Genomic DNA, 21,858 nt, shown 5'->3' with positions numbered 1-21,858 from the left:
GATGATGGGCACGGCGCTTTCGCGCCTTTGCCCACCCTACAAATTCCGCTCCTACCCGTTGCGCCGCTGGCCGCGCAGCGTCGGCAGGCCGATACCCGCCGCATCGAAGCCGCCATCAACGGCCAAAATTTGGCCGGTGATGTAGCTCGCATTTGCCGAGCATAGGAAGTAGATCGCTTCCGCGAGTTCCTCTTCCAGGCCGTAACGGTTGAGCGGAATGGCGTCGTGATAGTCGGCGCGGATCTCCTTGGTGTGAACCTGCTTCGCCATCGCGGTGTCGACAGGCCCCGGCGCGACCGCGTTGACGCGGATATTGAGCGACGCGAGCTCGACCGCGAGCTGCTTGGTGAGGTGCGCCAGCCCCGCCTTGCTGGTGCCGTAGGCCGAGCGCAGCGTCGAGGCGCGCACCGCCGAGATCGAGGTGATGTTGACGATGGCGCCGCCATTGCCGTCGCGCATCAAGGGCACCGCCGCCTTGGTGCAGAGGAACGGGCCGGTGAGGTTGACCTCGAGCACGCGGCGCCAGTCAGCCTCCGACGTCTCCATCAGCGGCGCGAACACGGCAATGCCGGCATTGTTGACCAGCGCATCCAGCCGGCCGAACCGCCCTTCGATCGCGGTCATCGCCGCGCCGACCGCCGCCTTGTCCGAGACGTCGCAGGTCAGCGCCAGCGTCGCCTCGCTTTGGCCGATCTCGGCGACCGCGCGGCCGAGCAGCTCGCCCTCGATGTCGAGCAGCGCCACGCGCCAAGCCTCGGCGAGGAACTTCTTCGCGGTCGCAAGCCCGATGCCGCGCGCGGCTCCGGTGACGAGGGCGACTTTTTGCGGGGCTTGCGGCATTGGCTGATCTGTCCTGTGTCCGGGAGGAGGGGCGCGTGAGCGCGGGCTCCTTTTACTTCGCTTTCGTTCGGGCAAGAAAGGTCTCAGCCCGAACCTATCGATCCCGGTCCGGCCCGAATGCGCCTGCCGCAGTCGCTGGCGCGGCCGCCAAATTTTTTCTGCGCCGCTGTCGGGGCGGCGAGGGGTCGTTCGTCTTACAGGGGAATGCGGGCCGGCTGGACTTCGTCGCGCCCCGGAATGACAGCGAGCAACAAGGAACCCCCATGCGATTCATGATGCTCATGATCCCGCTCGGTTACGAGAGCGCGCCGCCGAATGTGCAGCTCGATCCGGAACGCGTTGCCGCGATGATGCGCTACAACGAGGCGCTGAAGGATGCCGGCGTGCTGATCACGCTCGACGGCCTGCATCCGCCCTCGATGGGCGCACGTGTCTCGTTTGCGACCGGCGTGCCCATTGTCACCGATGGACCCTTCGCTGAGGCCAAGGAAGTTTTGGGCGGTTACTGGATGATCGAGGTTGCCTCATGCGCCGAGGCGATCGCCTGGGCGAAGAAGTGCCCGGCTTCGCCCAACGAAATCATCGAGATCCGGCAGGTGCAGGAGATGGGCGACTTTCCGCCGGAGGTGCAGGCAGCGGCCGCCGGATTCGACGACCTGAAGAGGTAGCCGCGGCGGGTCGCGACGAAATTGCGACTGACGTTCAATTGATCAACAAGGAGAAAACCGATGAGCACCGAACACAAATTCCTCGCCGTCTATCTCGGCAGCATGAACGGCTCGAAAATGGCGGCCTGGCGCGCGCTGCCCGAGGCCGAACGGAAAGCAAAGGAACAGCAGGGCATGGCCGCCTGGCGCGGCTGGGTCGAGAAGCACAAGGCCGTCATCGTCGAGATCGGCGGCCCGCTCGGCAAGACCCGCAGGATCGACGGAAGCGGCGTTACAGAGATCAGCAATGCGCTGACCGGCTTCACGGTGGTGCGGGCCGCCTCGCAAGAGGAAGCTGCCAAGCTGTTCGAGAACCATCCGCATTTTGCGATCTTCCCGGGCGAGGCGATCGAAGTCATGCCCGTGCTGCCGATTCCGCAGATGTAGCTTCGGGCGAACTCGTTTCCGGCTCGATGTCGACGCATCGGGCCGGCAGGACCGTGAAAGTACGGGGTTAATTACGCCGCATCGCCGCTAGTGACCTTCACGCCCGGCTCATGTAAAAGTCGTTCACATGAGCTGGCGCAAGGAGCAACGCCGCGCCGAGCGCGGCTATCACCACGGCAATCTGAAAGAAGCCCTATTGCAGGCCGCTCTAGGCCTGATCGCCGAGAAGGGCGCGGCCGGCTTCACCTTTGCCGATGCCGCGCGCATGGCCGGGGTCAGCGCGGCGGCGCCCTACCGGCATTTCCGCGACCGCGACGAGCTGTTGTCCTCGATCGCCCAGCGCGGCTTCGAGCAGTTCGAGGCACGCTTGGCCGCGGCCTGGGACGACGGGCGTCCTGATACGGTCACCGCGTTCGAGCGCGTCGGTAAGACCTATCTCGCCTTCGCCCGCGAGGAGCCCGCTTTCTATAATGCGATGTTCGAATCGGGCGTGCCGGTCGATGCCAATCCGGCGCTTCAGGCCGCGAGCGAACGTGCCTTCAACATCATTCGCGCCGCGGCCGAACGGCTTGCGGCGCTAACGCCGCCTGGCACGCCGCGGCCGCCGGCGATGATGATGGCGCTGCACATCTGGTCGATGGCGCATGGCGTGGCTTCCTTGTTTTCCCGCGGCGATGCCGCACGGCGAAAACTGCCGATGTCGCCGGACGAACTGCTCGAAGCCGAGGTGCTGATTTATCTGCGTGGCCTCGGCTTCCCGACCGACCGCCGTCCGCCAGCGAAGAGCGCCGAGCCACCGCCGGTGCCACCGGAGGCGTCCTCCGGTTCTGGGGTGCCGCCCGGCGGTCCTTGGGGCAAGCCGAAATAAAGTTGCGCAAATAATTCCGCGGGCCTGTCTTGTGGTCGGCTTGACAAAATCGCGGGATGGTCTAGCTATGTAAATGTTATTTACATTCACAACGGCGCTGATGCCGTGATGGAGATGGGAAATGGCCTACACCGCTGATGTCAATCGATGGCGCGGCCCCTCGGACCAATACCAACAGTACCAACGTCCTCACATGCTCGAGACGCCCTGGCATCCCGGCTGGATCGCCGTGACCATTCTCGGCTTCATCATCTGGTGGCCGATCGGACTTGCCCTTCTCTTTTTCACACTCGGGAGCAGAAGAATGTCGTGCTGGAGCCACCAGGATCGCTGGCAGAACAAGATGGAGAGGATGCAGTACAAGATGGACCGCATGCGCGATCGCATGGAGCGCCGTGGCTTCGGTTTTGGCTTCGGCCCGCCGTCATCCGGCAACCGCGCCTTCGACGAATATCGCGCCGAGACGCTGCAGCGGCTCGAGGAAGAGCAGCGCGAGTTCAAGGATTTCCTGAGCCGGCTGCGTCACGCCAAGGACAAGGAAGAGTTCGACCAATTCATGGCGCAGCACAAGACGCGTCCGACCCCGCCGCCCAACGACCAGCAGCAGGGCTGATCCGGGAAATGACACCTCTCAAAGCCTTCAGGCGCATGCCCCCAAAGTCCTGATGGCCCGAGCCGCCCGCCTGCGCAACCCGCAGGCGGGCGGTTTGGTTTTTGGTACCTTCCTCGTCCGCCGGACCTGCGAGGGATTGTCATGCCCGGGCTTGTCCCTGGCATCCACGTTCTTGCACCGCGGGGCAAGGCGTGAACGGCCGGGACTCGGCTCCGCCAAGGCTGCGCCGGGCCCACAAATGTGGTCGGCTGCCGAAACTTCAGCGAAGGCGCCAAGCCCGGTCATGATGTTGCGAAAATGTCAGCGCCGGTCCTCGAACGGTGCGTCTATCGACACTAGGATGTGTGCGTGCCGCTTCGCCGATGGGCGCAGGTTATTCCAGGACGAAGTTCATGGACCGCCACACCCGATTGCTGCTCGGCATCACCGCGTTCGCAGTGTTGGGCTATATCGGCCTCGTCTACGGCGGCTGCGCGCTTGATCCGGATTGCCATTTTGGCCGGTGTCCGGGCCAGCGCTCGTTCTGCGGTGTGGTCTACGGGCACGTGCAGGACCAGAAGGTGCCGTAGGACCCGGGCTGTGGGAGGCGCGACAAGTCCTGACAACGCGTTTTCCGCGTGGGTTCAGGTCGTGGTCGCGAGCTGCGCGCGCACCGACGCCAGGAAGTGTTCGTAGGCGTGGTCCACGATCTCGTTGAGCGATCGTGTTCGCGCGAACATCGCCTTGGCCTCGGCGAGAAACTCGTCCCGGGTCGGTATCTTCGGCAGATGCAGATGCGTCAGCGCATCGACGCCTTCATGCGCGCGATTGAGGATGTCGTGCAGGGTCGGCAGTTGCAGCTGGGCGAGGTCGGCCCGGCGCCGCGCCGACGAGATCGCGTGCGCGAGCGTCTGCGCATCGAACCGTCCGGCAAGCTCGCGGGCCGCCCGATTGATGACCCGTGCGCCGAGCGGCTGCTCGTTGCGCAGCACCTGTTCGGGCGGTGCCTTCATGTTCCAGACGACGCCGATCCACGACAAGACTTTCAGGACGTAATAGGTCACGTCGATCTCCCACCAGCGGAAGCCTTGTCGCACGCTGCTCTGGTAGGCGTGGTGATTGTTGTGCCAGCCCTCACCCAGCGTGAACAGCGCCAGCAGCCAGTTGTTGCGGGAGTCATCGCCCGTCACATACCGCTTGCGTCCATGCACATGGGCGAGGGAATTGATGCAGAAGGTCGCGTGATAGAGCAGCACCGTGCTCCAGAGGAAGCCAACCACCAGGCCGGACCAGCCCGCCGCCAGGAAGCAGAGCGTTGCAAGCGCGAAAGCCGGCAGCAACTCCAGCCGATGCAGCCACATCAGCTCCGGATAGGCGGCGAGATCGCCGACCTTCACGAGATCGGTCGTGTCGTGTTGCCGCGAAAAAATCCAGCCGAGATGGCTGTAGAGGAAGCCGCGGTGACGCGGCGAATGCACGTCGGTCTCGGTATCGGAATGCAAGTGATGGTGCCGATGCTTGGCCGCCCACCACAAAACGCTCTTCTGCGCGCTGCTCTGCGCGAGGCAGGCCAGGATGAACTGAAACGCCCGGCTGGTCGCAAACGCCCGATGTGAGAAGTAGCGGTGGTAGCCGGCTCCGATCGCAAACATCCGCACGCAATAGAGTGAGACGCAGATCGCGACGGCCTGCCAATCGATGCCTGACCAGATCGCCGCAACACAGCCGAGATGGACCAGGAGAAACGGCAGGGCGGAGGGATACATGATGTCGTCGTGCTGGTCGTCGGCGGCGGTATTGGGCGACATGTTTTCGGAAGGACCTTGAACCAAGAGGATGCGGGATTCGCTCCGGCGGAGCTGAAGTCGGCCGCCTGCGAAAAACCCCGCTGATGGCGTGCCACCGCGGGGTCGTGAACGAGATGCTTTGCCAGGAGATTCCGGCCAAAGCAGTCGGCCGAAGCTCGATAATTGAGCATATGGTCCTGAATGCCTGCTATGCAAGCACGTAGTCTCACGGAAACTGCGCTGGCCAGCTTGGCGCACCGGCCGCCGACGACCCTGCACGGCAGTCGGCAATCCTGCCGCAGCTCACCAACTGCCCCGAGCCCGCTTCGGCCGCTTGATGCGCGCCTCGCTCAGGCGGCCCGCCGGTCGCTCTCGCCGCCATGAGGCGGCATGACCGGCTCCGAGCTGGTCTGGCCTGGCGCGTCCAGCACCGCGACGTGATGCCGGTGCACCATCTCCCAGCCCTTCCATCCCGTGAACAGGAGGATGCCGACGACGATGAGCGACAGCACCACGCCCCACGGCTTGACCGCAGCTTCAGTGCCTTGCGCGTAACGGAGATAGAAGTTGACCAGCGCCAGCACGACCGCCGCGAGATTGCCGACCATGTGATACCAGGCATCTTCGAGGCTGCGGATCCGGGGCTCGCTCAAGAAGTCGGTAAAACCGGCTACGGCAGCAACGAGCGCCATGACGATGCCGGCGCCGATCAGCCAGATCGCGGCGCGAGCCCAGAAAGCATCACCGGTTCCGATGAACGCAAGGTCGGCGATCGGCGCGCCGACCAGGAAGGCGACGGGGAACGGAATCAGCATGGGGTGCAAGGGGTGATCGCCGATCGCGGCGGTCGTTTTGGGGTTGATGCTCATGGCAAAACCTCGCCAAAGATGAATTTCCGGAACAACTTTTCCGGGCGAGGGCTGGTTCCTGCAGGCACGGGGGCGCTCCTCATGCCATGTGCGGGAGGAAGCGGAACTCTCGTATCTCGGACGCAGCGGACCCTGTCCGCCCCCCATCCTCCTGCGCTGCCTGCCTTTCCCGCAGCCAAATTCGTTCCCGGTAACCCCGCATTAACCAACGCCGGGCTCTGGTAATTGCGGACAGTCGCGCCCGAAGCCGTGTCGAGGCCCATAGTTTTGACATCTTGGCGGGGAATGCAGGCGGCCGGCTTTGGAGAGCCTTTTGGACGAGCCCTGCACCCCAAAAAACCAAGGCTTTGAGCGGGCTTGCCGGCCGCGCCGGTTCTAGCGCGGCTGTTAGAGGACACCGGCCGCCATTTGCTGGCCGAAGGACATTAGGTAACGATCGCCTTGAGAGGATACTGCTTATGAATCCGGCCGACGTGGCTCAGTCAGCCCTTCCGGTTGCTGCCTCCGCCGACGTGTCGCTGATTGCGCTGTTCTGGCAGGCTCACTGGATCGTGAAGGCGGTGATGCTGGGACTTCTGTCCTGCTCGGTCTGGGTCTGGGCGATCGCCATCGACAAGATCTTTCTTTACGCGCGCACACGGCGCTCGATGGATCGTTTCGAGCAGGCGTTCTGGTCCGGCGAGTCGATCGAGGAGCTCTATCGCACGCTTTCGGCCAAGCCGACCCATTCCATGGCGGCCTGCTTCGTGGCGGCGATGCGCGAATGGAAGCGTTCCTTCGAGAGCCATGCCCGCTCGGTCGCGGGCTTGCAGATGCGCATCGACAAGGTGATGAACGTCTCGATCGCGCGCGAGGTCGAGCGGCTGGAACGCCGGCTCCTGGTGCTCGCGACCGTCGGCTCCGCCGGCCCCTTCGTCGGCCTGTTCGGCACGGTCTGGGGCATCATGTCGAGCTTCCAGTCGATCGCGGCGTCGAAAAACACCTCTCTGGCGGTGGTGGCCCCTGGCATCGCGGAGGCGCTGTTTGCGACCGCCGTCGGTCTCATCGCCGCCATTCCTGCCACTATTTTCTACAATAAGTTCACGTCCGAGGTGAATCGGCAGGCCCAGCGGCTCGAAGGCTTCGCCGATGAATTTTCCGCCATTCTGTCACGTCAGATCGACGAGCGGGGCTGACGGAGGGCATGTATGACGGCATGTATAGTGTGAAGGGCAATTTGGGCACCAGACCATGGGCATGAACGTCGCGAGTTCGTCCGGAGGCGGCGGGCGCCGCAGCCGGCGCAAGCCGGTCATGGCCGAGATCAACGTCACCCCCATGGTCGACGTGATGCTGGTGCTGCTCATCATCTTCATGGTGTCGGCACCGCTGCTCACCGTCGGCGTGCCGCTCGATCTGCCGCAGACCCAGGCCAAGAGCCTCGAGCAGAACGACCAGAAACCGATCCAGATGTCGGTCGACATCAAGGGCAAGGTGTTCATCAACGACGCCGAGATCGCGATTAACGAGCTGGTGCCCAAGCTCAAGGCGATCACGGACGCCCGCGGCGGGCTCGAGGAACGCATCTATCTCCGTGCCGACAAGAAGGCCGATTACGGGACGGTGGCCAGGGTGATGGGCCTGTTGTCCGGCGCCGGCTTCAAGAAGCTCGCCCTCGTCACGGAAGCGGATCAGGGGTCCTAGGCCGGTGAAGGTGAACGTCGACAAGACACTCGTTGCGTCGATTGCCCTCCATGTCCTCGTGCTGGGATGGGGCCTCGTCACCTTTAGCAGCAAGGCCTACATCGCGCCGGAGGAGTCGCTTCCGGTCGACATCATCTCCTCGGATCAACTCGCCAAGATGATGGCGGGGCAGAAGACCGGCGAGAAGGACAAGCCGAAGCCGAAGGTCGAGAAGATCGCCGAGCCCAAGCCCGAGGAAGACGCCGTCGGCAAGGTCACCGAGAAGAAAGAGCTGATCAAGACCAACTCGACGCCCGAGCCGCCACCAAAACCCGTGGAGAAGCCGGTCGAGAAGAAGCCTGAGCCGCCGAAGCCCGTCGCCGAGGCCAAGCCGAAGGAAGAACCGAAGCCGCAGGAAAAGAAGCCTGATCCGGCCAAGGAAGATCCGATCGCCGAGCTGCAGAAGAAGCTGGAGACGAAGAAACCGCCGCCGAAGCCCGTCGAGCAGAAGGTCGCGGCGGTGCAGCCTCAGCAGCAGCCGAAGCCGAAGGAGCGTACCTTCGACCCCGCGCAGATCCAGCGCGATCTCGACAAGCGCGCCGCGACCCGGCATGAGCTCGCCGGCTCGGCCCTGAATGCGTCGGCATCGCTGGGAGCGGCGACCGGGACCGCCGCAAACAACGTCGCGACCTGGCGCGGTGCATTCCAGGGCGCGGTCAAGCGCTGCTTCACGCCGACCTATAACGGGCAAGACGCCGACCAGTATGAAGCCGACATCGACATTCCCATGAAGATCGACGGATCGCTGGCGGCCGAGCCGATCGTCGTCGCGGTGCGAGGACCGTCGCGGTCGATCGCCCAGGCGGTGGCGGAGAGCGCCAAGCGCGCCATCGTGCAGTGCCAGGTCTATTCGTTCATGCCGAAGCAGCAGTACGAGAGCTGGAAGCTCATTCCGATGACTTTCGGTCTGAAAGATATGTTGTGACATCCGAACAAAAGAATTTTGCGATGAATGATGCCCGTTCGATGAACCGCCGCCGCTTCATGACCGTCACCGGATCGGCACTCGCGATGCTCGGGGGTGGACACGCTTTGGCCCAGGGGCAGCCGCGGCTTCGCATCGATCCTACCGAATTCCAGCCGGTCCCGATCGCCATCACCAATTTCCTGCCGGGCTCGCCGTCCGACGGCGACGTCGGCAACGGCGTCACGCAAGTGATCACCAACAATCTGAAGCGCTCAGGCCTGTTCGCGCCGATCGACCAGGCCGCCTTCATCGAGCGCATCAGCAACATCGACGTCGCGCCGCAATTCCAGAACTGGAAGACCATCAACGCGCAGGCCCTCGTCACCGGTCGCATGACGCGGCAGCCGGACGGCCGCCTCAAGGCTGAATTTCGCCTCTGGGACGTGGTCTCCGGCCAGCAGCTCGCCGGCCAGCAATATTTCACCTCGCCGGAATACTGGCGGCGCATCGCCCACATCATCTCCGACCAGATCTACGAGCGGATGACCGGCGAGAAGGGCTATTTCGACAGCCGTGTGGTGTTCGTGGACGAAAGCGGGCCGAAGGAGCGCCGCGTCAAGCGGCTCGCGATGATGGACCAGGACGGCGCCAATGTGCGCTATCTGACGCGCGGCTCCGACCTCGTGCTGACGCCGCGCTTCTCACCGAACTCGCAAGAGATCACCTATATGGAGTTCGGCCAGGGCGATCCGAAGGTCTATCTGTTCAACATCGAGACCGGCCAGCGCGAGATCGTCGGCAACTTCCCGGGCATGACCTTTGCGCCGCGGTTCTCGCCGGACGGCCAGCGCGTCATCATGAGCTTGCAGCAGGGCGGCAATTCCAACCTGTTCGTGATGGATCTGCGCTCGCGCTCGACCACGCGCCTCACCGACACGCCGGCGATCGACACTTCTCCTTCTTATTCTCCAGATGGCGCCCGCATCTGCTTCGAATCCGATCGCGGCGGCAGGTCGCAGATTTACGTGATGGCCGCGGGTGGTGGGCAGGCGCAGCGCATCTCGTTCTCCAAGGACGACACCAACGCCACCTATTCGACGCCGGTGTGGTCGCCGCGCGGCGACTACATCGCCTTCACCAGGCAGGGCGGCGGGCAGTTCTCGATCGGCGTCATGAAGCCGGACGGCAGCGGCGAGCGGCTGCTCACCTCCGGGTTCCACAACGAGGGGCCGACCTTCTCGCCGAACGGCCGCGTGCTGATGTTCTTCCGTGATCCCGGCGGCAATGCCGGACCGTCGCTGTACACCGTCGACATCTCCGGTCGCAACGAGCTGAAGGTGCCGACGCCCGGCTTCGCCTCCGACCCGGCATGGTCGCCGCTACTGTCCTCGACGGCAGGTCAATAGATCGCGCCTCTGGACGCGCGATGTTATCGAAAAAGCGTGCAGTTTTTTTTCGGGTTCGGTGAGGAAAGCAAGCTTTCCTTCACCTTGCGCTCGGCAAGACTTGTCTAGGTGCTTGAAATATCAGCGGAAACTAATTCGCTATTGCCGAAAAACAACTCGACTTTAACGATGTTCCCTCAGAAAGGCTTCATCTGGTCTGGGTAAGACTACGCGCCAAACAGGACGCGTAGCAACTCAATGCAGCTGGCCGACCAGAAGCAGAGCGATCGAGACGAGCTGGAGCCGATACTCTACGCCGCTCTCATCAACTCTATGGTGCAGAATTTCTGGGCGATCTTCCTCGGCTCGGCCTCCGCGGCCGTGGCCGCGGTCATGACTGCGCTGAAGACCGGCGATGTGTTGCTGTGGCCGATCGCGTTTCTGATCATTGCCATCGGCACCGGGCGCGCGTTTCAGATGCGGCCCTACGAAAACCGCGTGCCGGGCCTGACGTTCCAGCAGGCCAAGCATCTGGAGCCGCGCTATTGGTTCGGCGCGCTCGTCTACGCCGCGGTCATCGGCGTGTGGTGCTTCGTCGTGATCTTCAACAACGACGACGCGGTCGCGAACATGCTCTGCGTCGCCGTCACGGTCGGCTACACCGCCGGCGGCGCCGCCCGCAATTACGGCCAGCCCAGGGTGGTGCAGTGGCACGTCGCGCTCGCCTGCGGTCCGATGTCGCTCGCCTTGCTGCTGCACGGCGGATTCTACTATATCGGGCTCGCGATCCTGCTCGTGCTGTTCTTCATCGCGCTGAAGAACATCAACCTCAGCCTGCACGCGATCTTCGTCAAGGCGCTGACCTCGAGCTTTCGCGAATCCGCGTTGGCCAGCCAGTTCGACACCGCGCTCAACAACATGCCGCACGGCCTGTGCATGTTTCGCGCCGATCGGCGCCTCGCCGTGATGAACCACCGCTTCAGCGAGCTCATGGCGCTGCCCGAGGACCTCGTCAAGCGCGGCGCCACGGCCGCCGACATCGCCTCGGCCTGCGTCGCTGCCGGGTCGATCTCGCCGGAGAGCGGCAATCAGATCCTGTCCGAGATCGAGAAGGCGCGAATCTGCGAGATCGTCACCGCCGATCCGGATCAGGCGCGCGGCCGCACGTTGGCCTGGACGTTCCAGCCGATGACCGGCGGCGGCACGGTATTGCTGCTGGAAGACATCACCGAACGCACCAGCGCCGAAGCCCGCATCAGCCATCTCGCCCGCTATGACGAGCTCACGGCGCTGCCCAACCGCGTCAGCTTCCGCGACGAGATCGAGCGGCTGCTGGCGCATTCGCGTCATTCCGAACGGCTCTCGGCGCTGCTGTTCGTCGACCTCGATCAATTCAAGCAGGTTAACGACACGCTCGGCCATCCCTGCGGCGACCAGCTGCTGTGTGCGGTCGCCAACCGCCTGCGCGAGATGTTGCGGCCGGAGGATTTCGTCGCCCGCTTCGGCGGCGACGAATTCGTCGTGTTCCAGCAGAACATCTCCTCGCCCGAAGACGCAGCTAGTCTCGCCCGCCGCATCGTCGAGCGGCTGAGCGAGCGCTATCGCATCGACAATCATCTGGTCGAGATCGGCGCCAGCGTCGGCATCGCGCTGACCTCGCCCGATGGCACCAGCGCCGATACGCTGCTCAAGAACGCCGACATGGCGCTGTACCGCGCCAAAGCCGACGGCCGCGGCACCTTCTGCTTCTTCCGCGACGAGATGGCGGCAACCGTCGAGGCCCGCCGCATCCTCGAGCTCGACCTGCGCAAGGCGCTCGCCAACGAGGAGTTCGAGCTGTTCTATCAGCCGCTGGTCAATCTGAAGTCCGGCAAGATCACCACCTGCGAAGCCCTGCTGCGTTGGAATCATCCGGTGCGCGGCACCGTCTCGCCGGTCGACATCATCCCGGTCGCCGAGGACATGGGCCTGATCGTCGATCTCGGCCGCTGGATCCTGCGCCGCGCCTGTATGGAATGCATGAAGTGGCCGGAGGGCGTCAGCGTCGCCGTCAACTTCTCGCCGCAGCAATTCCACCAGCGCGACGTGCTGAGCGAAATCCGCTACGCGCTCGAAGTCTCGGGGCTTCCGGCCCATCGCCTGGAGATCGAGATCACAGAATCCTCGCTGCTGCGCAACACCCAGCTCACGCACGACATCCTGTCGCAACTGCATGCGCTCGGCGTGCGCATCTCGCTCGACGATTTCGGCACCGGCTATTCCAGCCTCAGCTATCTGCACAATTTCCCGATGCAGAAGGTGAAGATCGACCGTTCCTTCCTCGAAGGCATCGATACCGACCGGCCGCTGACGCTGCTGCGCGGCGTCGCGCGGCTGTCCGCCGACCTCGGCATGGCCGTCGTGGTCGAGGGCATCGAGACCAACGAGCAGCTCGAGCTGATCAGCGCCGACGGCACCGTCTCCGAGGGGCAGGGCTATCTGTTCAGCCGTCCGGTGCCCGCGGTGCGGATGCGCCAGCTCCTCAACGCCTCGCATGGACGCCGGGGTGACAGCGCGCTCCAGGTCGCCTTCTCGCGCTCCTTCGCTTAAGACCGCCTCTCAAAAACTTCCTGCCGTTTCAGTCTGTTGCCGCCACCGCAATGCTACGGTGGTTAACCCTAACCATTCGATTGCTTTGCATAGATGTTAAGAAGCTGTTAATAATTCATCGCGCGCGTGGAAGTTGTTCTGGAGAAATCCTCCTTTCTTGCGCGCATTTGCAGTGAGCGGTGTGGGTAAGGAGTTGGGATGCAGTCCTCGGCCAAAGCGGTCATTTCGGCTGTTGGGCGAGGGGCAGAACTCCTCACCGACCTCGACTATCATCTCGCAGAGACGGCAGACGAGAAGGAGGAGATCTACAATCTCCGCTACCGCGCTTATCGGCGCGAAGGCGCCGTCAAGGAATCGGCGGACGCACGGGTCACCGACCGCTACGACGAGCTGCCGAACGCGTGGACCTTCGGCGTCTATCTCAACGGCGAGCTCTGCAGCTCCGTGCGCATCAGCGTGCTGACCTCTGAATGGCGCGAGTCCACCTCGGCCGACGTCTTCCCCGAGATCCTGCTGCCGCGGCTCGACCGCGGCGAGGTCATGATCGACCCGACCCGCTTCGTCGCCGATCCCGACCAAGTCAAACGCGTCCCGGAATTGCCCTATCTGACGACGCGCCTCGCCTACATGGCCTGCGAGCATTTTAATGCCGATCTCGGCCTTGCGATCGTGCGCCCCGAGCACCAGGCCTTCTACCGCCGGGTGTTCCTGCACCAGACCATCGCCGAGCCCCGGCTGGTTCCCGGTCTCACCAAGCCGTTCGGGCTGATGGCGGCGGACTTCCCGACCTTCCGCAAGAAGGTGTTCGAGCGCTATCCGATCATGCGGTCGACCGCCTTCGAGCGGCGGATGCTGTTCGGGCGCGGTGGTCAGCGCCAGGCGCCGCAACGGTCCGTTCCGCAGCGGCCGGTGTTCGTGGCGGACGCCGTTCACGCCTGATTCCGAAGCGGCGTCTCGGGCCGCCGTACGCCTTTCGGCCTAGAATCCCGGCAAAAAACAGTGCTGTGCCCGCTGGCGCGGCTTGCCTTCACCCTCGCGCCACATTTACAACCCATTAACCATCATGGGTGCTTTTCGCTGGTTGGGGGCATTTGATCGGCTGAGGCAAGGTTCCGTCAAGGTTGACGGAACGTTCGCTTAACCAACCCCCTGTAGACCGGACAGCAGTGGACTAACGCGAGCGTGGAGGCTCCGGAATGAAACATCCTATGCGTATCCTCCAGGGATTGAAGCTGGTCGCGGTGCTTGCCGTCGCGCTGTCGATGGGCGCCTGCGCCAACAAGAATGCTGCGACGGATGCGATGGCCAACGCGGCGACGCCGGGCAGCCAGCAGGACTTCGTCGTCAACGTGGGTGACCGCGTGTTCTTCGAAAGCGACCAGACCGATCTGACCCCGCAGGCGATCGTGACCCTGGAGAAGCAGGCGCAATGGCTCCAGACCTATCCGCGCTACAGCTTCACCATCGAAGGTCATGCCGACGAGCGTGGCACCCGCGAATACAACATCGCGCTCGGCGCCCGCCGCGCCCAGTCGGTGCGTTCGTTCCTCGCCTCGCGCGGCATCGATCCGAACCGCATGCGCACGATCTCCTACGGCAAGGAGCGGCCGGTCGCGGTCTGTAACGACATCTCCTGCTGGTCGCAGAACCGGCGCGCCGTCACCGTCCTGAACGCGAGCTCCTGACGTTCAGTCAGGCGCCGTTCAGCTTCAGAACTGGATGATGCCGGCGCCCTCTCGGGCGCCGGTTTCGTTTCAGCATTCTGTGACAGAAACCCCTTGGTACCAGTCACATTTTTGGCGTACTCCACTTCAATGTGTGGCGCGTCAAATGTTCCGTCGCAGGCCATTTCGCTTTTGTCGTCAGGGCAAGATGTCATCCAGATTTAAGGTCTTTACCGGCACCGCGGCGATCGCCGCGCTGCTCTCTTTGTGCTCGCCCGCACTTGCGCAGTCGGTCTTGGCGCAGTCGGATGATGCCGACCCCGAGATGCGGATCGAGCGGCTGGAGAACCAGCTGCGCCAACTCACCGGTCAGAACGAAGAGCTGCAATATCGCAACCGCCAGCTCGAGGAGCGGCTGCGGGCGCTCGAAGGCGGCGCGCAAGGCGCGCCCGGACAGTCGCCCAATGTCGCGGCGATGCCGCCCGCCCAGATCGCGCCAAGTCAGGTCGCGCCGGGCTATCGCCAGCAGCAGCCGCAGCAGCAGGCCGTGCAGCCGAATTACGAGCAGCCGCAGATCGCCGCTCCCGCGCCGATCGTTCAGGAGCAGCCGGCGCCCGGCGCACCCGGCACGCGCCGCCGCGGCGATGCCTTCGATCCGAACCAGAACCCGAACGCGCCCGGCGCGCCGCGTGCGCTCGGCGGCGGTCAGCAGCCGATGCCGGCAGGAGCTCCCAGTGGTGCCCCTGGCGGACGCGGTGCCGGCGAACCGCTCGATCTCGCCAACACCAGCCCCCGCTATCAGCAACAGGCCGCTCCCCCGGCCGCGCAGCCCGGCTATCCGCCGGCCCAATCCGGCCGTCCCGCGCCATCAGGCGGCGTTGGCCTGACGACGCTGCCGCCATCAGCAACGCCGCGCGACGAGTTCGACCTCGGCATCGGCTACATGCAGCGCAAGGACTATGCGCTCGCCGAGCAGACCATGAAGAATTTTGCGCAGAAATATCCGAGCGACCCGCTGCTCGGCGACGCGCAATACTGGCTCGGCGAGAGCTACTTCCAGCGCCAGCAATATCGCGACTCCGCGGAAGCGTTCCTCGCCGTCACCACCAAATACGAGAAATCGGCCAAGGCGCCGGATGCGCTGCTGCGGCTCGGCCAGTCGCTCGCCGCGCTGAAGGAGAAGGAGGCCGCCTGCGCCGCCTTCGGCGAGGTCGGCCGCAAATATCCGCGCGCCTCCGCCGGCGTCAAAGCCGCGGTCGATCGCGAGCAGAAGCGGGTGAAGTGCTGACGCGTGGCGTTAGGGTCCTGACAACGCGGATGGTGCTGCGCTAAACATCGCAATCATCCGCTGACGATTGCTGGGCCGTCATGTCAGACGACGACAATTCTCCGATCTCGGCGCGCGAGGCGAGGCGGCTGTTCGCGGGCCTGAAAGCTGCGCCGGCGCTGGTGCTCGCGGTCTCCGGCGGGCCGGACTCGGTCGCGCTGATGTGGCTCGCGGCCCGCTGGCGGCGCAGTCTTGTGCGCGGCCCGCAACTCACCGTCGTCACCGTCGATCACGGCCTGCGTCCGGAAGCGGCCCGCGAGGCGCGCGAGGTCAAGCGTCTGGCAACCGAACTCGGGCTGCCGCACCGGACCCTGCGCTGGCGTGGCGCAAAGCCGAAGACGGGACTGCCTGCCGCGGCGCGCGAGGCCCGCTATCGCCTGCTCGCACAGGCCGCACGGGCCGTGGGCGCCAGCCACGTGCTGATGGCCCACACCCGCGACGACCAGGCCGAGACCCTGCTGATGCGAATGCTCCGCGGCAGTGGACTTGCCGGGCTGTCGGCGATGGCCAGTGTCAGCGAGCGCGACGGCATCGTGCTGGCGCGTCCGCTGCTCGACGTCCCGAAGGCGCAGCTGATCGCGACCTTGAAGCGGGCGAAGGTCGGCTTTGCCGATGACCCCACCAACCGCGACACCGCCTTCACCCGGCCGCGGCTGCGCGCGCTGCTGCCACAGCTCGCGGCCGAAGGCGGCGATGCCCGCACGCTCGTGCGGCTCGCAGCAAGGCTGGCGCGCGCCAATGCGGCCGTCGAGGTGCTCGCCGACGGCGCCGAGCGCTTCCTCCGCTTGCGGGATCGCGACGTTGCGCCGCAGGCGGGCATTCGAAGCTTCGAGGCATCGGCGTTTGCCGTCCTGCCCGAGGAGGTCCGGCTGCGGCTGCTGCTGCGGGCCATCGCCGCGCTCGGGCACGAGGGGCCGGCGGAACTCGGCAAGGTCGAAACCCTGATGTCCGCGCTTGATCGGGCCATCGCCGCAGGTCCCCGTGCAGCCGCAAATGGCCGGCCGGTCCTGAAGCAGACCCTTGCGGGAGCCTTGATCAGCCTCGCCGGCGGGCGTATCCACATCGCGCCGGCGCCGGCCCGGCGGCGCAAGGGTCCGTGAAGGGTGCATGAAGCGCGCATGAGGGCTGCATGAGGTCGGATCATGACACCGGCCGTTTCGGCTCGGCGCCGTCAGGCGACCTTAACCAGGCGGGAAAAACCCGGGCTAGGACGCCATTATTTCAGCGGGAATCGCGCTAAGATGGGATAAATAGTCCCATCTCGTTCCCTTGGCAGCGACCGGGGCGGCACCTAAATTGTATGCGTCTAACCGAGAGGATTCCTTGGGATTTCCTCGCATTGACCAAAGTAACTCCCCAAGGATCAGGGCCGCGATCCGCGCGACCACGAAGGAAGATCGATGAACGCCAATCTGCGCAATTTCGCCCTCTGGGTCATCATTGTCTTGCTGCTATTGGCATTGTTCACGCTCTTCCAGAATCCAGGTCAGCGCGCGTCCTCGCAGGACATCGCCTTCTCCCAGCTGCTGAGCGAGGTTGACCGCGGCAATGTCCGCGACGTCGTGATCCAGGGGCCCGACATCCACGGCACCTTCACCAACGGCTCGAGCTTCCAGACCTATGCGCCGAACGACCCGACGCTGGTGAAGCGGCTCTATGACAGCAAGGTGCAGATCACCGCGAAGCCGCCCGGCGACAACGTGCCGTGGTTCGTCTCGCTGCTGGTCTCCTGGCTGCCCTTCATCGCGCTGATCGGCGTGTGGATCTTCCTGTCGCGACAGATGCAGGGCGGCGCCGGCAAGGCGATGGGCTTTGGCAAGTCGCGCGCCAAGATGCTGACCGAAGCGCATGGTCGCGTCACCTTCGAGGACGTCGCCGGCGTCGACGAGGCCAAGCAGGATCTCCAGGAGATCGTCGAATTCCTGCGCGACCCCGGCAAATTCCAGCGCCTCGGCGGCCGCATTCCGCGCGGCGTGCTGCTGGTCGGCCCTCCCGGCACAGGCAAGACGCTGATCGCGCGTGCGGTCGCGGGCGAGGCCAACGTGCCGTTCTTCACCATTTCCGGTTCCGACTTCGTCGAGATGTTCGTCGGCGTCGGCGCGAGCCGTGTCCGCGACATGTTCGAGCAGGCCAAGAAGAACGCGCCCTGCATCATCTTCATCGACGAAATCGACGCCGTCGGCCGTCACCGTGGCGCCGGTCTCGGCGGCGGCAATGACGAGCGCGAGCAGACGCTGAACCAGCTGCTGGTCGAGATGGACGGCTTCGAGGCCAACGAGGGCGTGATCCTGATTGCGGCGACCAACCGTCCCGACGTGCTCGATCCCGCGCTGCTGCGTCCGGGCCGCTTCGATCGTCAGGTCGTCGTGCCCAATCCCGACGTCGTCGGCCGCGAGCAGATCCTCAAGGTGCATGTTCGTAAAGTTCCGCTGGCGCCCGATATCAACCTCAAGACCATCGCGCGCGGCACCCCGGGCTTCTCCGGCGCCGACCTGATGAACCTCGTCAACGAAGCCGCTTTGACCGCTGCCCGCCGCAACAAGCGGATGGTGACGCAGGCCGAGTTCGAGGAGGCCAAGGACAAGGTGATGATGGGCGCCGAGCGCAAGTCGCTCGTCATGACCGAGGAAGAGAAGCTGCTGACGGCCTATCACGAGGGCGGCCACGCCATCGTCGGCCTCAACGTGCCCGCGACCGATCCGATCCACAAGGCGACCATCATCCCGCGCGGCCGTGCGCTCGGCATGGTCATGCAGCTGCCGGAGCGCGACAAGCTGTCGATGTCGCTGGAGCAGATGACCTCGCGCCTCGCCATCATGATGGGTGGCCGCGTCGCCGAAGAGCTGATCTTCGGCCGCGAGAAGGTGACCTCGGGTGCCGCCTCCGACATCGAGCAGGCCACGCGCCTTGCCCGCATGATGGTGACGCGCTGGGGCCTGTCGGAAGAGCTCGGCACCGTCTCCTACGGCGAGAACCAGGACGAGGTCTTCCTCGGCATGTCGGTGTCGCGGACGCAGAACGCCTCCGAGGCAACGGTCCAGAAGATCGATTCCGAGATCAAACGCCTGGTCGAGGAAGGCTACAAGGAAGCAACCCGCATCCTCACCGAGAAGCATGCCGACCTCGAGACGCTCGCCAAGGGCCTGCTCGAGTTCGAGACGCTGACCGGCGAGGAGATCGTCGACCTGCTCAAGGGCAAGAAGCCGAACCGCGAGTCCGTGCTGGAGCCGGCCACGCCGCGCGCCTCCGCCGTGCCCCCGGCCGGCAAGTCGCGCCCGCGGCCCGATCCGGATCCCGGCCTGGAGCCGCAGCCGCAGGCGTGAGCCCCGAGCTGCAGATCGAATTGAAAAACGCGGCGGCAACGCCGCGTTTTTTTGTGGTCTCGCACACGAGAGGGAGGCGCTATTACCGCAGACTCCGTCATTGCGAGCGCAGCGAAGCAATCCAGACTGTCACAGCGGAGGGATTCTGGATTGCTTCGCCGCAAGGGCTCCTCGCAATGACGGCGTTGAGAGCTGCGCTCGCAATGATGATCTTGATGCAGTTGCGCTCGCAATGACGTGGCACCAGCTTTGTAGGGTGGGCAAAGGCGCACTTGCGCCGTGCCCACCATCTCTCGGAACGCACGGTCGACATGGTGGGCACGCTACGCTTTGCCCACCCTACGGCTCTTCATTTGGGCGATGCGCGCGGGCCTCCGCCACGCCCCAGGAAATGCAGCACATCCTCGTTGAACTGCTCGGGATCCTGCAAGAACGAGAAGTGACTGACCTCCGGCTGGAGCAACAGGCCGGCGCCGGGAATGTTCGTCGCCATGAACTCGGTGTTCTCGCGCTTGATCGCCTCGTCATGATCGCCGTCCACGATCCAGGTCGGGGCCTTGATCGAAGCGAGATCCGAAGCCGTCCATTTCGGCTGACTCTCCCACATTTTGGTGATGTCGGCGACGAAGCTCTTGTACTCCGTCGGTGTCGGCGAGAGGCGCTTGTATTCTTCGCCGGCCCTGGCGATGTAGGCGTTGAACACGTCGCTCGAAGCGATATCCGCAACGCCTGACGGATCCGAGTTCGCCGCGAAGGCGAACAGCTTGCTCACCCGCTCCGGATGCTTCATGGCGATATCGAGGCCGATGATCGCGCCGCCGCTCCAGCCGACGATCGCCGCCTTCCTGATCTTGAGATGGTCGAGCAGCCCGACCACGTCCGAGGCCATGAGGTCGTAACCGTAGGGCTCCTGATTGCGGCTGCTGCGCCCATGGCCGCGGCTCTCCATGACGATGACCTGATAGTGCTGCTGCAGCGCGCGGACCTGGTGGCCCCAGTAGTTCGCATTGGCAAGACCGCCATGCAGCAACACGACGGGCTGACCGCGGCCGAACACCGCGTACCAGATCTTGACCCCGTTGATGGGCGCGAGACCGCTGTGGGCCGCTTTGGGCAGTGTCGGCGTCGGCGGCAGGCTCAGCCATTGCGGCGCCGCATGCGCTGCGCCGATCGAGACCATGACGAGAAGCGCGGTGACGAGACGGCGAAAATTCATGATGCGTCTTCCTGTTCGACCATTCGATATTACCGCATGATCAGGCGGGCGCGTGGGGTCGCAACATCGTGATCTCCATTGGCCGGACAGATGATGTCGATGCCATGACGCGACGTCCGTGTTCAAACGGGCCGCGCGCTCGGCCTGGCCTGTGTCATCGCCACGCCTGACATCGCGAGCAGCCCACCGACGATCAACTTTGGCGTCATGCGCTCGCCAAGCAACAACACGCTCGACATCAAGGCAAACACCGGAAGCAGCAGGCCGAAAGGTCCATTGCGCTTGGTACAGCCAGAATCCGCAATCTTGGTACTGTTTTATGACCAGGCGCAACGCATCTATTCGCTAGCACCGGCGACTGGAGCGATCCCGATCCATCAGGCTGAGTGGGAGCTCCAGTCAATGCAGACAGCTCAGATCGCAGACACGGAGACAGGAGTTCCACACTGCCTGGCGTTTTGTCGATGGCCGGCACATCCACGCCCCCTGCAACACACTAAAAGAGACAAATGACCGAGGAGATAATTCCCATGAAGGCTATCGTTGTAACGGACCGAACCGCGGGAACGGCCGCGATGAAGCTGGTGGAGCGGCCCGGGCCGCAGGCAGCGATAAACGATGTCGTCGTTCAGGTTCATGCGTCGGGATTTGTCCCGACTGAGCTGGCGTGGCCCTCGACCTGGACCGATCGCCTCGATCATGACCGAACACCGTCGATTCCTGGGCACGAGCTGGCCGGAGTGGTCGCCGCTCTCGGATATGGCACGACGGGGCTGTCGGTGGGACAGCGGGTGTTCGGCCTCGCGGATTGGTATCGCGACGGCACGCTGGCCGAGTATGTGGCGATCGAGGCTCGCAACCTCGCGCCGCTGCCGGGCGACGTCGACTTCACGGTGGGCGCGAGCCTGCCGATCTCGGGCCTGACCGCATGGCAAGGGCTGTTCCAGCACGGCCGCCTTCACGCGGGGCAGAGCGTTCTCGCACACGGCGCGGCCGGCGCAGTCGGGTCGATGGTGACGCAACTCGCACGAGAGGCCGGCGCCTACGTCATCGGCACCGGACGTGCCGCTGACCGTCAGACGGTGCTCGACTTCGGCGCGAAGGAGTTCGTCGATCTCGACAACGACGCCCTGGAAGAGGTCGGCGAAGTCGATCTGGTATTTGATGTTATCGGCGGTGATATCCAGAAGCGGTCTGCAGGACTGCTTCGAGCTGGAGGAATACTGGTGACTGTCGTCGGGCCGGCCGAGGCGCGGCCCTCCGACGGCGTGGCGGTTGACTTCGTCGTCGAGCCCGATCGTGCGCAACTGAGTGAGATCGTCCAGCGGGTACGGGATGGACGATTGCGGACGAACATCGGCAACATCTCGACGCTCGACGATGCCGTCGCCGCCTTAAATCCGACCGAGCGACGCAAGGGCAATACGATCATCCGCGTTCGTCCCTGAGCGATGCATGCCCATTGATGCACGCAGCCGGCCCGGCGCTGTCCGGGTCGGCCGGACGTTAAGCAAATGTCCGAAGCAGGTCACAAGCGGCAGTCGAAGCGAGCGAGCCCCGCGCCCGGTTTACCGCCGATAGCCGACATCACAAAAGGCCCAATGTTGTTCGGCTAAGGGCCGATTCTGTTGAAAAAGACGGCTGTTGCGACGCAGAGATATCAGTGATTCAGTCT

General features: G+C 64.4%; 21 protein-coding genes and 1 pseudogene. 17 read left to right on the top strand and 5 right to left on the bottom strand.

The window, feature by feature from the left end; translation table 11 throughout:
* Positions 1-51: 51 nt before the first annotated feature.
* Entirely contained in the window at positions 52-840 is a 789-nt protein-coding gene (locus AAE027_RS07370; protein WP_370990465.1) for an SDR family NAD(P)-dependent oxidoreductase, read from the bottom strand.
* A 263-nt stretch (positions 841-1,103) separates the two neighbouring features.
* Between AAE027_RS07370 and AAE027_RS07365 the strand changes: the two genes are divergently transcribed.
* The 5 genes from AAE027_RS07365 to AAE027_RS07345 all read left to right on the top strand — a co-directional run bounded on the left by AAE027_RS07365 (position 1,104) and on the right by AAE027_RS07345 (position 3,984).
* Positions 1,104-1,508, top strand: a complete 405-nt coding sequence (locus AAE027_RS07365; protein ID WP_370990464.1) for a YciI family protein — start codon at positions 1,104-1,106, stop codon at positions 1,506-1,508.
* 60 nt (positions 1,509-1,568) lie between these two features.
* Positions 1,569-1,934: a YciI family protein gene (locus AAE027_RS07360; RefSeq protein ID WP_370990463.1), complete on the top strand. Its 366-nt coding sequence runs from the start codon at positions 1,569-1,571 to the stop codon at positions 1,932-1,934.
* Positions 1,935-2,061: 127 nt separating this feature from the next.
* The gene (locus AAE027_RS07355; protein ID WP_091880455.1) at positions 2,062-2,802 is read left to right on the top strand and encodes a TetR/AcrR family transcriptional regulator; all 741 of its coding nucleotides are present in this window, start codon (positions 2,062-2,064) and stop codon (positions 2,800-2,802) included.
* 121 nt (positions 2,803-2,923) lie between these two features.
* The gene (locus AAE027_RS07350; protein WP_091880452.1) at positions 2,924-3,415 is read left to right on the top strand and encodes a DUF2852 domain-containing protein; all 492 of its coding nucleotides are present in this window, start codon (positions 2,924-2,926) and stop codon (positions 3,413-3,415) included.
* Between the two features lie 392 nt (positions 3,416-3,807).
* A complete protein-coding gene (locus AAE027_RS07345; RefSeq protein ID WP_164934733.1) occupies positions 3,808-3,984 on the top strand; it encodes a hypothetical protein in 177 nt (58 codons plus the stop codon).
* A 54-nt stretch (positions 3,985-4,038) separates the two neighbouring features.
* Here AAE027_RS07345 and AAE027_RS07340 read toward each other — a convergent pair whose 3' ends face one another.
* Together AAE027_RS07340 and AAE027_RS07335 are read right to left on the bottom strand one after the other, a co-directional pair.
* On the bottom strand, positions 4,039-5,202 hold the full coding sequence (locus AAE027_RS07340) for an acyl-CoA desaturase (protein ID WP_370990462.1): 1,164 nt from the start codon (positions 5,200-5,202) through the stop codon (positions 4,039-4,041).
* A gap of 329 nt (positions 5,203-5,531) precedes the next feature.
* Positions 5,532-6,050 (bottom strand): DUF2231 domain-containing protein, encoded by a 519-nt coding sequence (locus tag AAE027_RS07335; protein ID WP_091880443.1) that lies wholly within the window; start codon positions 6,048-6,050, stop codon positions 5,532-5,534.
* Positions 6,051-6,508: 458 nt separating this feature from the next.
* On the opposite strand from AAE027_RS07335, the gene tolQ reads away from it, so the two are divergent.
* The 11 genes from tolQ to AAE027_RS07280 all read left to right on the top strand — a co-directional run bounded on the left by tolQ (position 6,509) and on the right by AAE027_RS07280 (position 19,203).
* On the top strand, positions 6,509-7,225 hold the full coding sequence (gene tolQ, locus AAE027_RS07330) for a protein TolQ (RefSeq protein ID WP_028180156.1): 717 nt from the start codon (positions 6,509-6,511) through the stop codon (positions 7,223-7,225).
* 55 nt (positions 7,226-7,280) lie between these two features.
* Positions 7,281-7,733 (top strand): protein TolR, encoded by a 453-nt coding sequence (tolR, locus tag AAE027_RS07325; RefSeq protein WP_279666570.1) that lies wholly within the window; start codon positions 7,281-7,283, stop codon positions 7,731-7,733.
* Positions 7,734-7,737: 4 nt separating this feature from the next.
* Positions 7,738-8,697: a protein TolA gene (locus AAE027_RS07320; RefSeq protein ID WP_370990461.1), complete on the top strand. Its 960-nt coding sequence runs from the start codon at positions 7,738-7,740 to the stop codon at positions 8,695-8,697.
* A gap of 41 nt (positions 8,698-8,738) precedes the next feature.
* A complete protein-coding gene (gene tolB / locus AAE027_RS07315) occupies positions 8,739-10,085 on the top strand; it encodes a Tol-Pal system beta propeller repeat protein TolB (RefSeq protein WP_370990491.1) in 1,347 nt (448 codons plus the stop codon).
* Positions 10,086-10,322: 237 nt separating this feature from the next.
* Positions 10,323-12,653: a putative bifunctional diguanylate cyclase/phosphodiesterase gene (locus AAE027_RS07310; protein WP_128936517.1), complete on the top strand. Its 2,331-nt coding sequence runs from the start codon at positions 10,323-10,325 to the stop codon at positions 12,651-12,653.
* 198 nt (positions 12,654-12,851) lie between these two features.
* Positions 12,852-13,592: an N-acyl amino acid synthase FeeM domain-containing protein gene (locus AAE027_RS07305; protein WP_128936516.1), complete on the top strand. Its 741-nt coding sequence runs from the start codon at positions 12,852-12,854 to the stop codon at positions 13,590-13,592.
* 257 nt (positions 13,593-13,849) lie between these two features.
* On the top strand, positions 13,850-14,338 hold the full coding sequence (pal, locus tag AAE027_RS07300) for a peptidoglycan-associated lipoprotein Pal (protein ID WP_035704649.1): 489 nt from the start codon (positions 13,850-13,852) through the stop codon (positions 14,336-14,338).
* A gap of 187 nt (positions 14,339-14,525) precedes the next feature.
* The gene (gene ybgF, locus AAE027_RS07295) at positions 14,526-15,605 is read left to right on the top strand and encodes a tol-pal system protein YbgF (protein WP_370990460.1); all 1,080 of its coding nucleotides are present in this window, start codon (positions 14,526-14,528) and stop codon (positions 15,603-15,605) included.
* An 80-nt stretch (positions 15,606-15,685) separates the two neighbouring features.
* The gene (tilS, locus tag AAE027_RS07290) at positions 15,686-16,744 is read left to right on the top strand and encodes a tRNA lysidine(34) synthetase TilS (RefSeq protein WP_370990459.1); all 1,059 of its coding nucleotides are present in this window, start codon (positions 15,686-15,688) and stop codon (positions 16,742-16,744) included.
* Positions 16,745-17,044: 300 nt separating this feature from the next.
* Positions 17,045-18,967 (top strand): ATP-dependent zinc metalloprotease FtsH, encoded by a 1,923-nt coding sequence (ftsH, locus tag AAE027_RS07285; RefSeq protein WP_091880422.1) that lies wholly within the window; start codon positions 17,045-17,047, stop codon positions 18,965-18,967.
* Positions 18,964-19,203 carry a hypothetical protein gene (locus AAE027_RS07280; protein ID WP_479714208.1) on the top strand — a complete coding sequence of 80 codons (240 nt, stop codon included), beginning with the start codon at positions 18,964-18,966 and terminating at the stop codon, positions 19,201-19,203. The genes ftsH and AAE027_RS07280 overlap by 4 nt, the downstream gene beginning before the upstream one ends.
* Before the next feature lie 113 nt (positions 19,204-19,316).
* Here AAE027_RS07280 and AAE027_RS07275 read toward each other — a convergent pair whose 3' ends face one another.
* Positions 19,317-20,183, bottom strand: a complete 867-nt coding sequence (locus AAE027_RS07275) for an alpha/beta fold hydrolase (RefSeq protein ID WP_370990458.1) — start codon at positions 20,181-20,183, stop codon at positions 19,317-19,319.
* A 122-nt stretch (positions 20,184-20,305) separates the two neighbouring features.
* A pseudogene (locus AAE027_RS07270) lies at positions 20,306-20,464 on the bottom strand (EamA family transporter); the annotation flags it as partial.
* 249 nt (positions 20,465-20,713) lie between these two features.
* On the opposite strand from AAE027_RS07270, the gene AAE027_RS07265 reads away from it, so the two are divergent.
* A complete protein-coding gene (locus tag AAE027_RS07265) occupies positions 20,714-21,631 on the top strand; it encodes an NADP-dependent oxidoreductase (RefSeq protein ID WP_370990457.1) in 918 nt (305 codons plus the stop codon).
* Positions 21,632-21,858 lie beyond the last annotated feature (227 nt).

The organism is Bradyrhizobium sp. DN3 (assembly GCF_041357655.1).
Lineage (GTDB): Bacteria > Pseudomonadota > Alphaproteobacteria > Rhizobiales > Xanthobacteraceae > Bradyrhizobium.
This window is presented reverse-complemented; position numbering and strand designations above follow the sequence as displayed.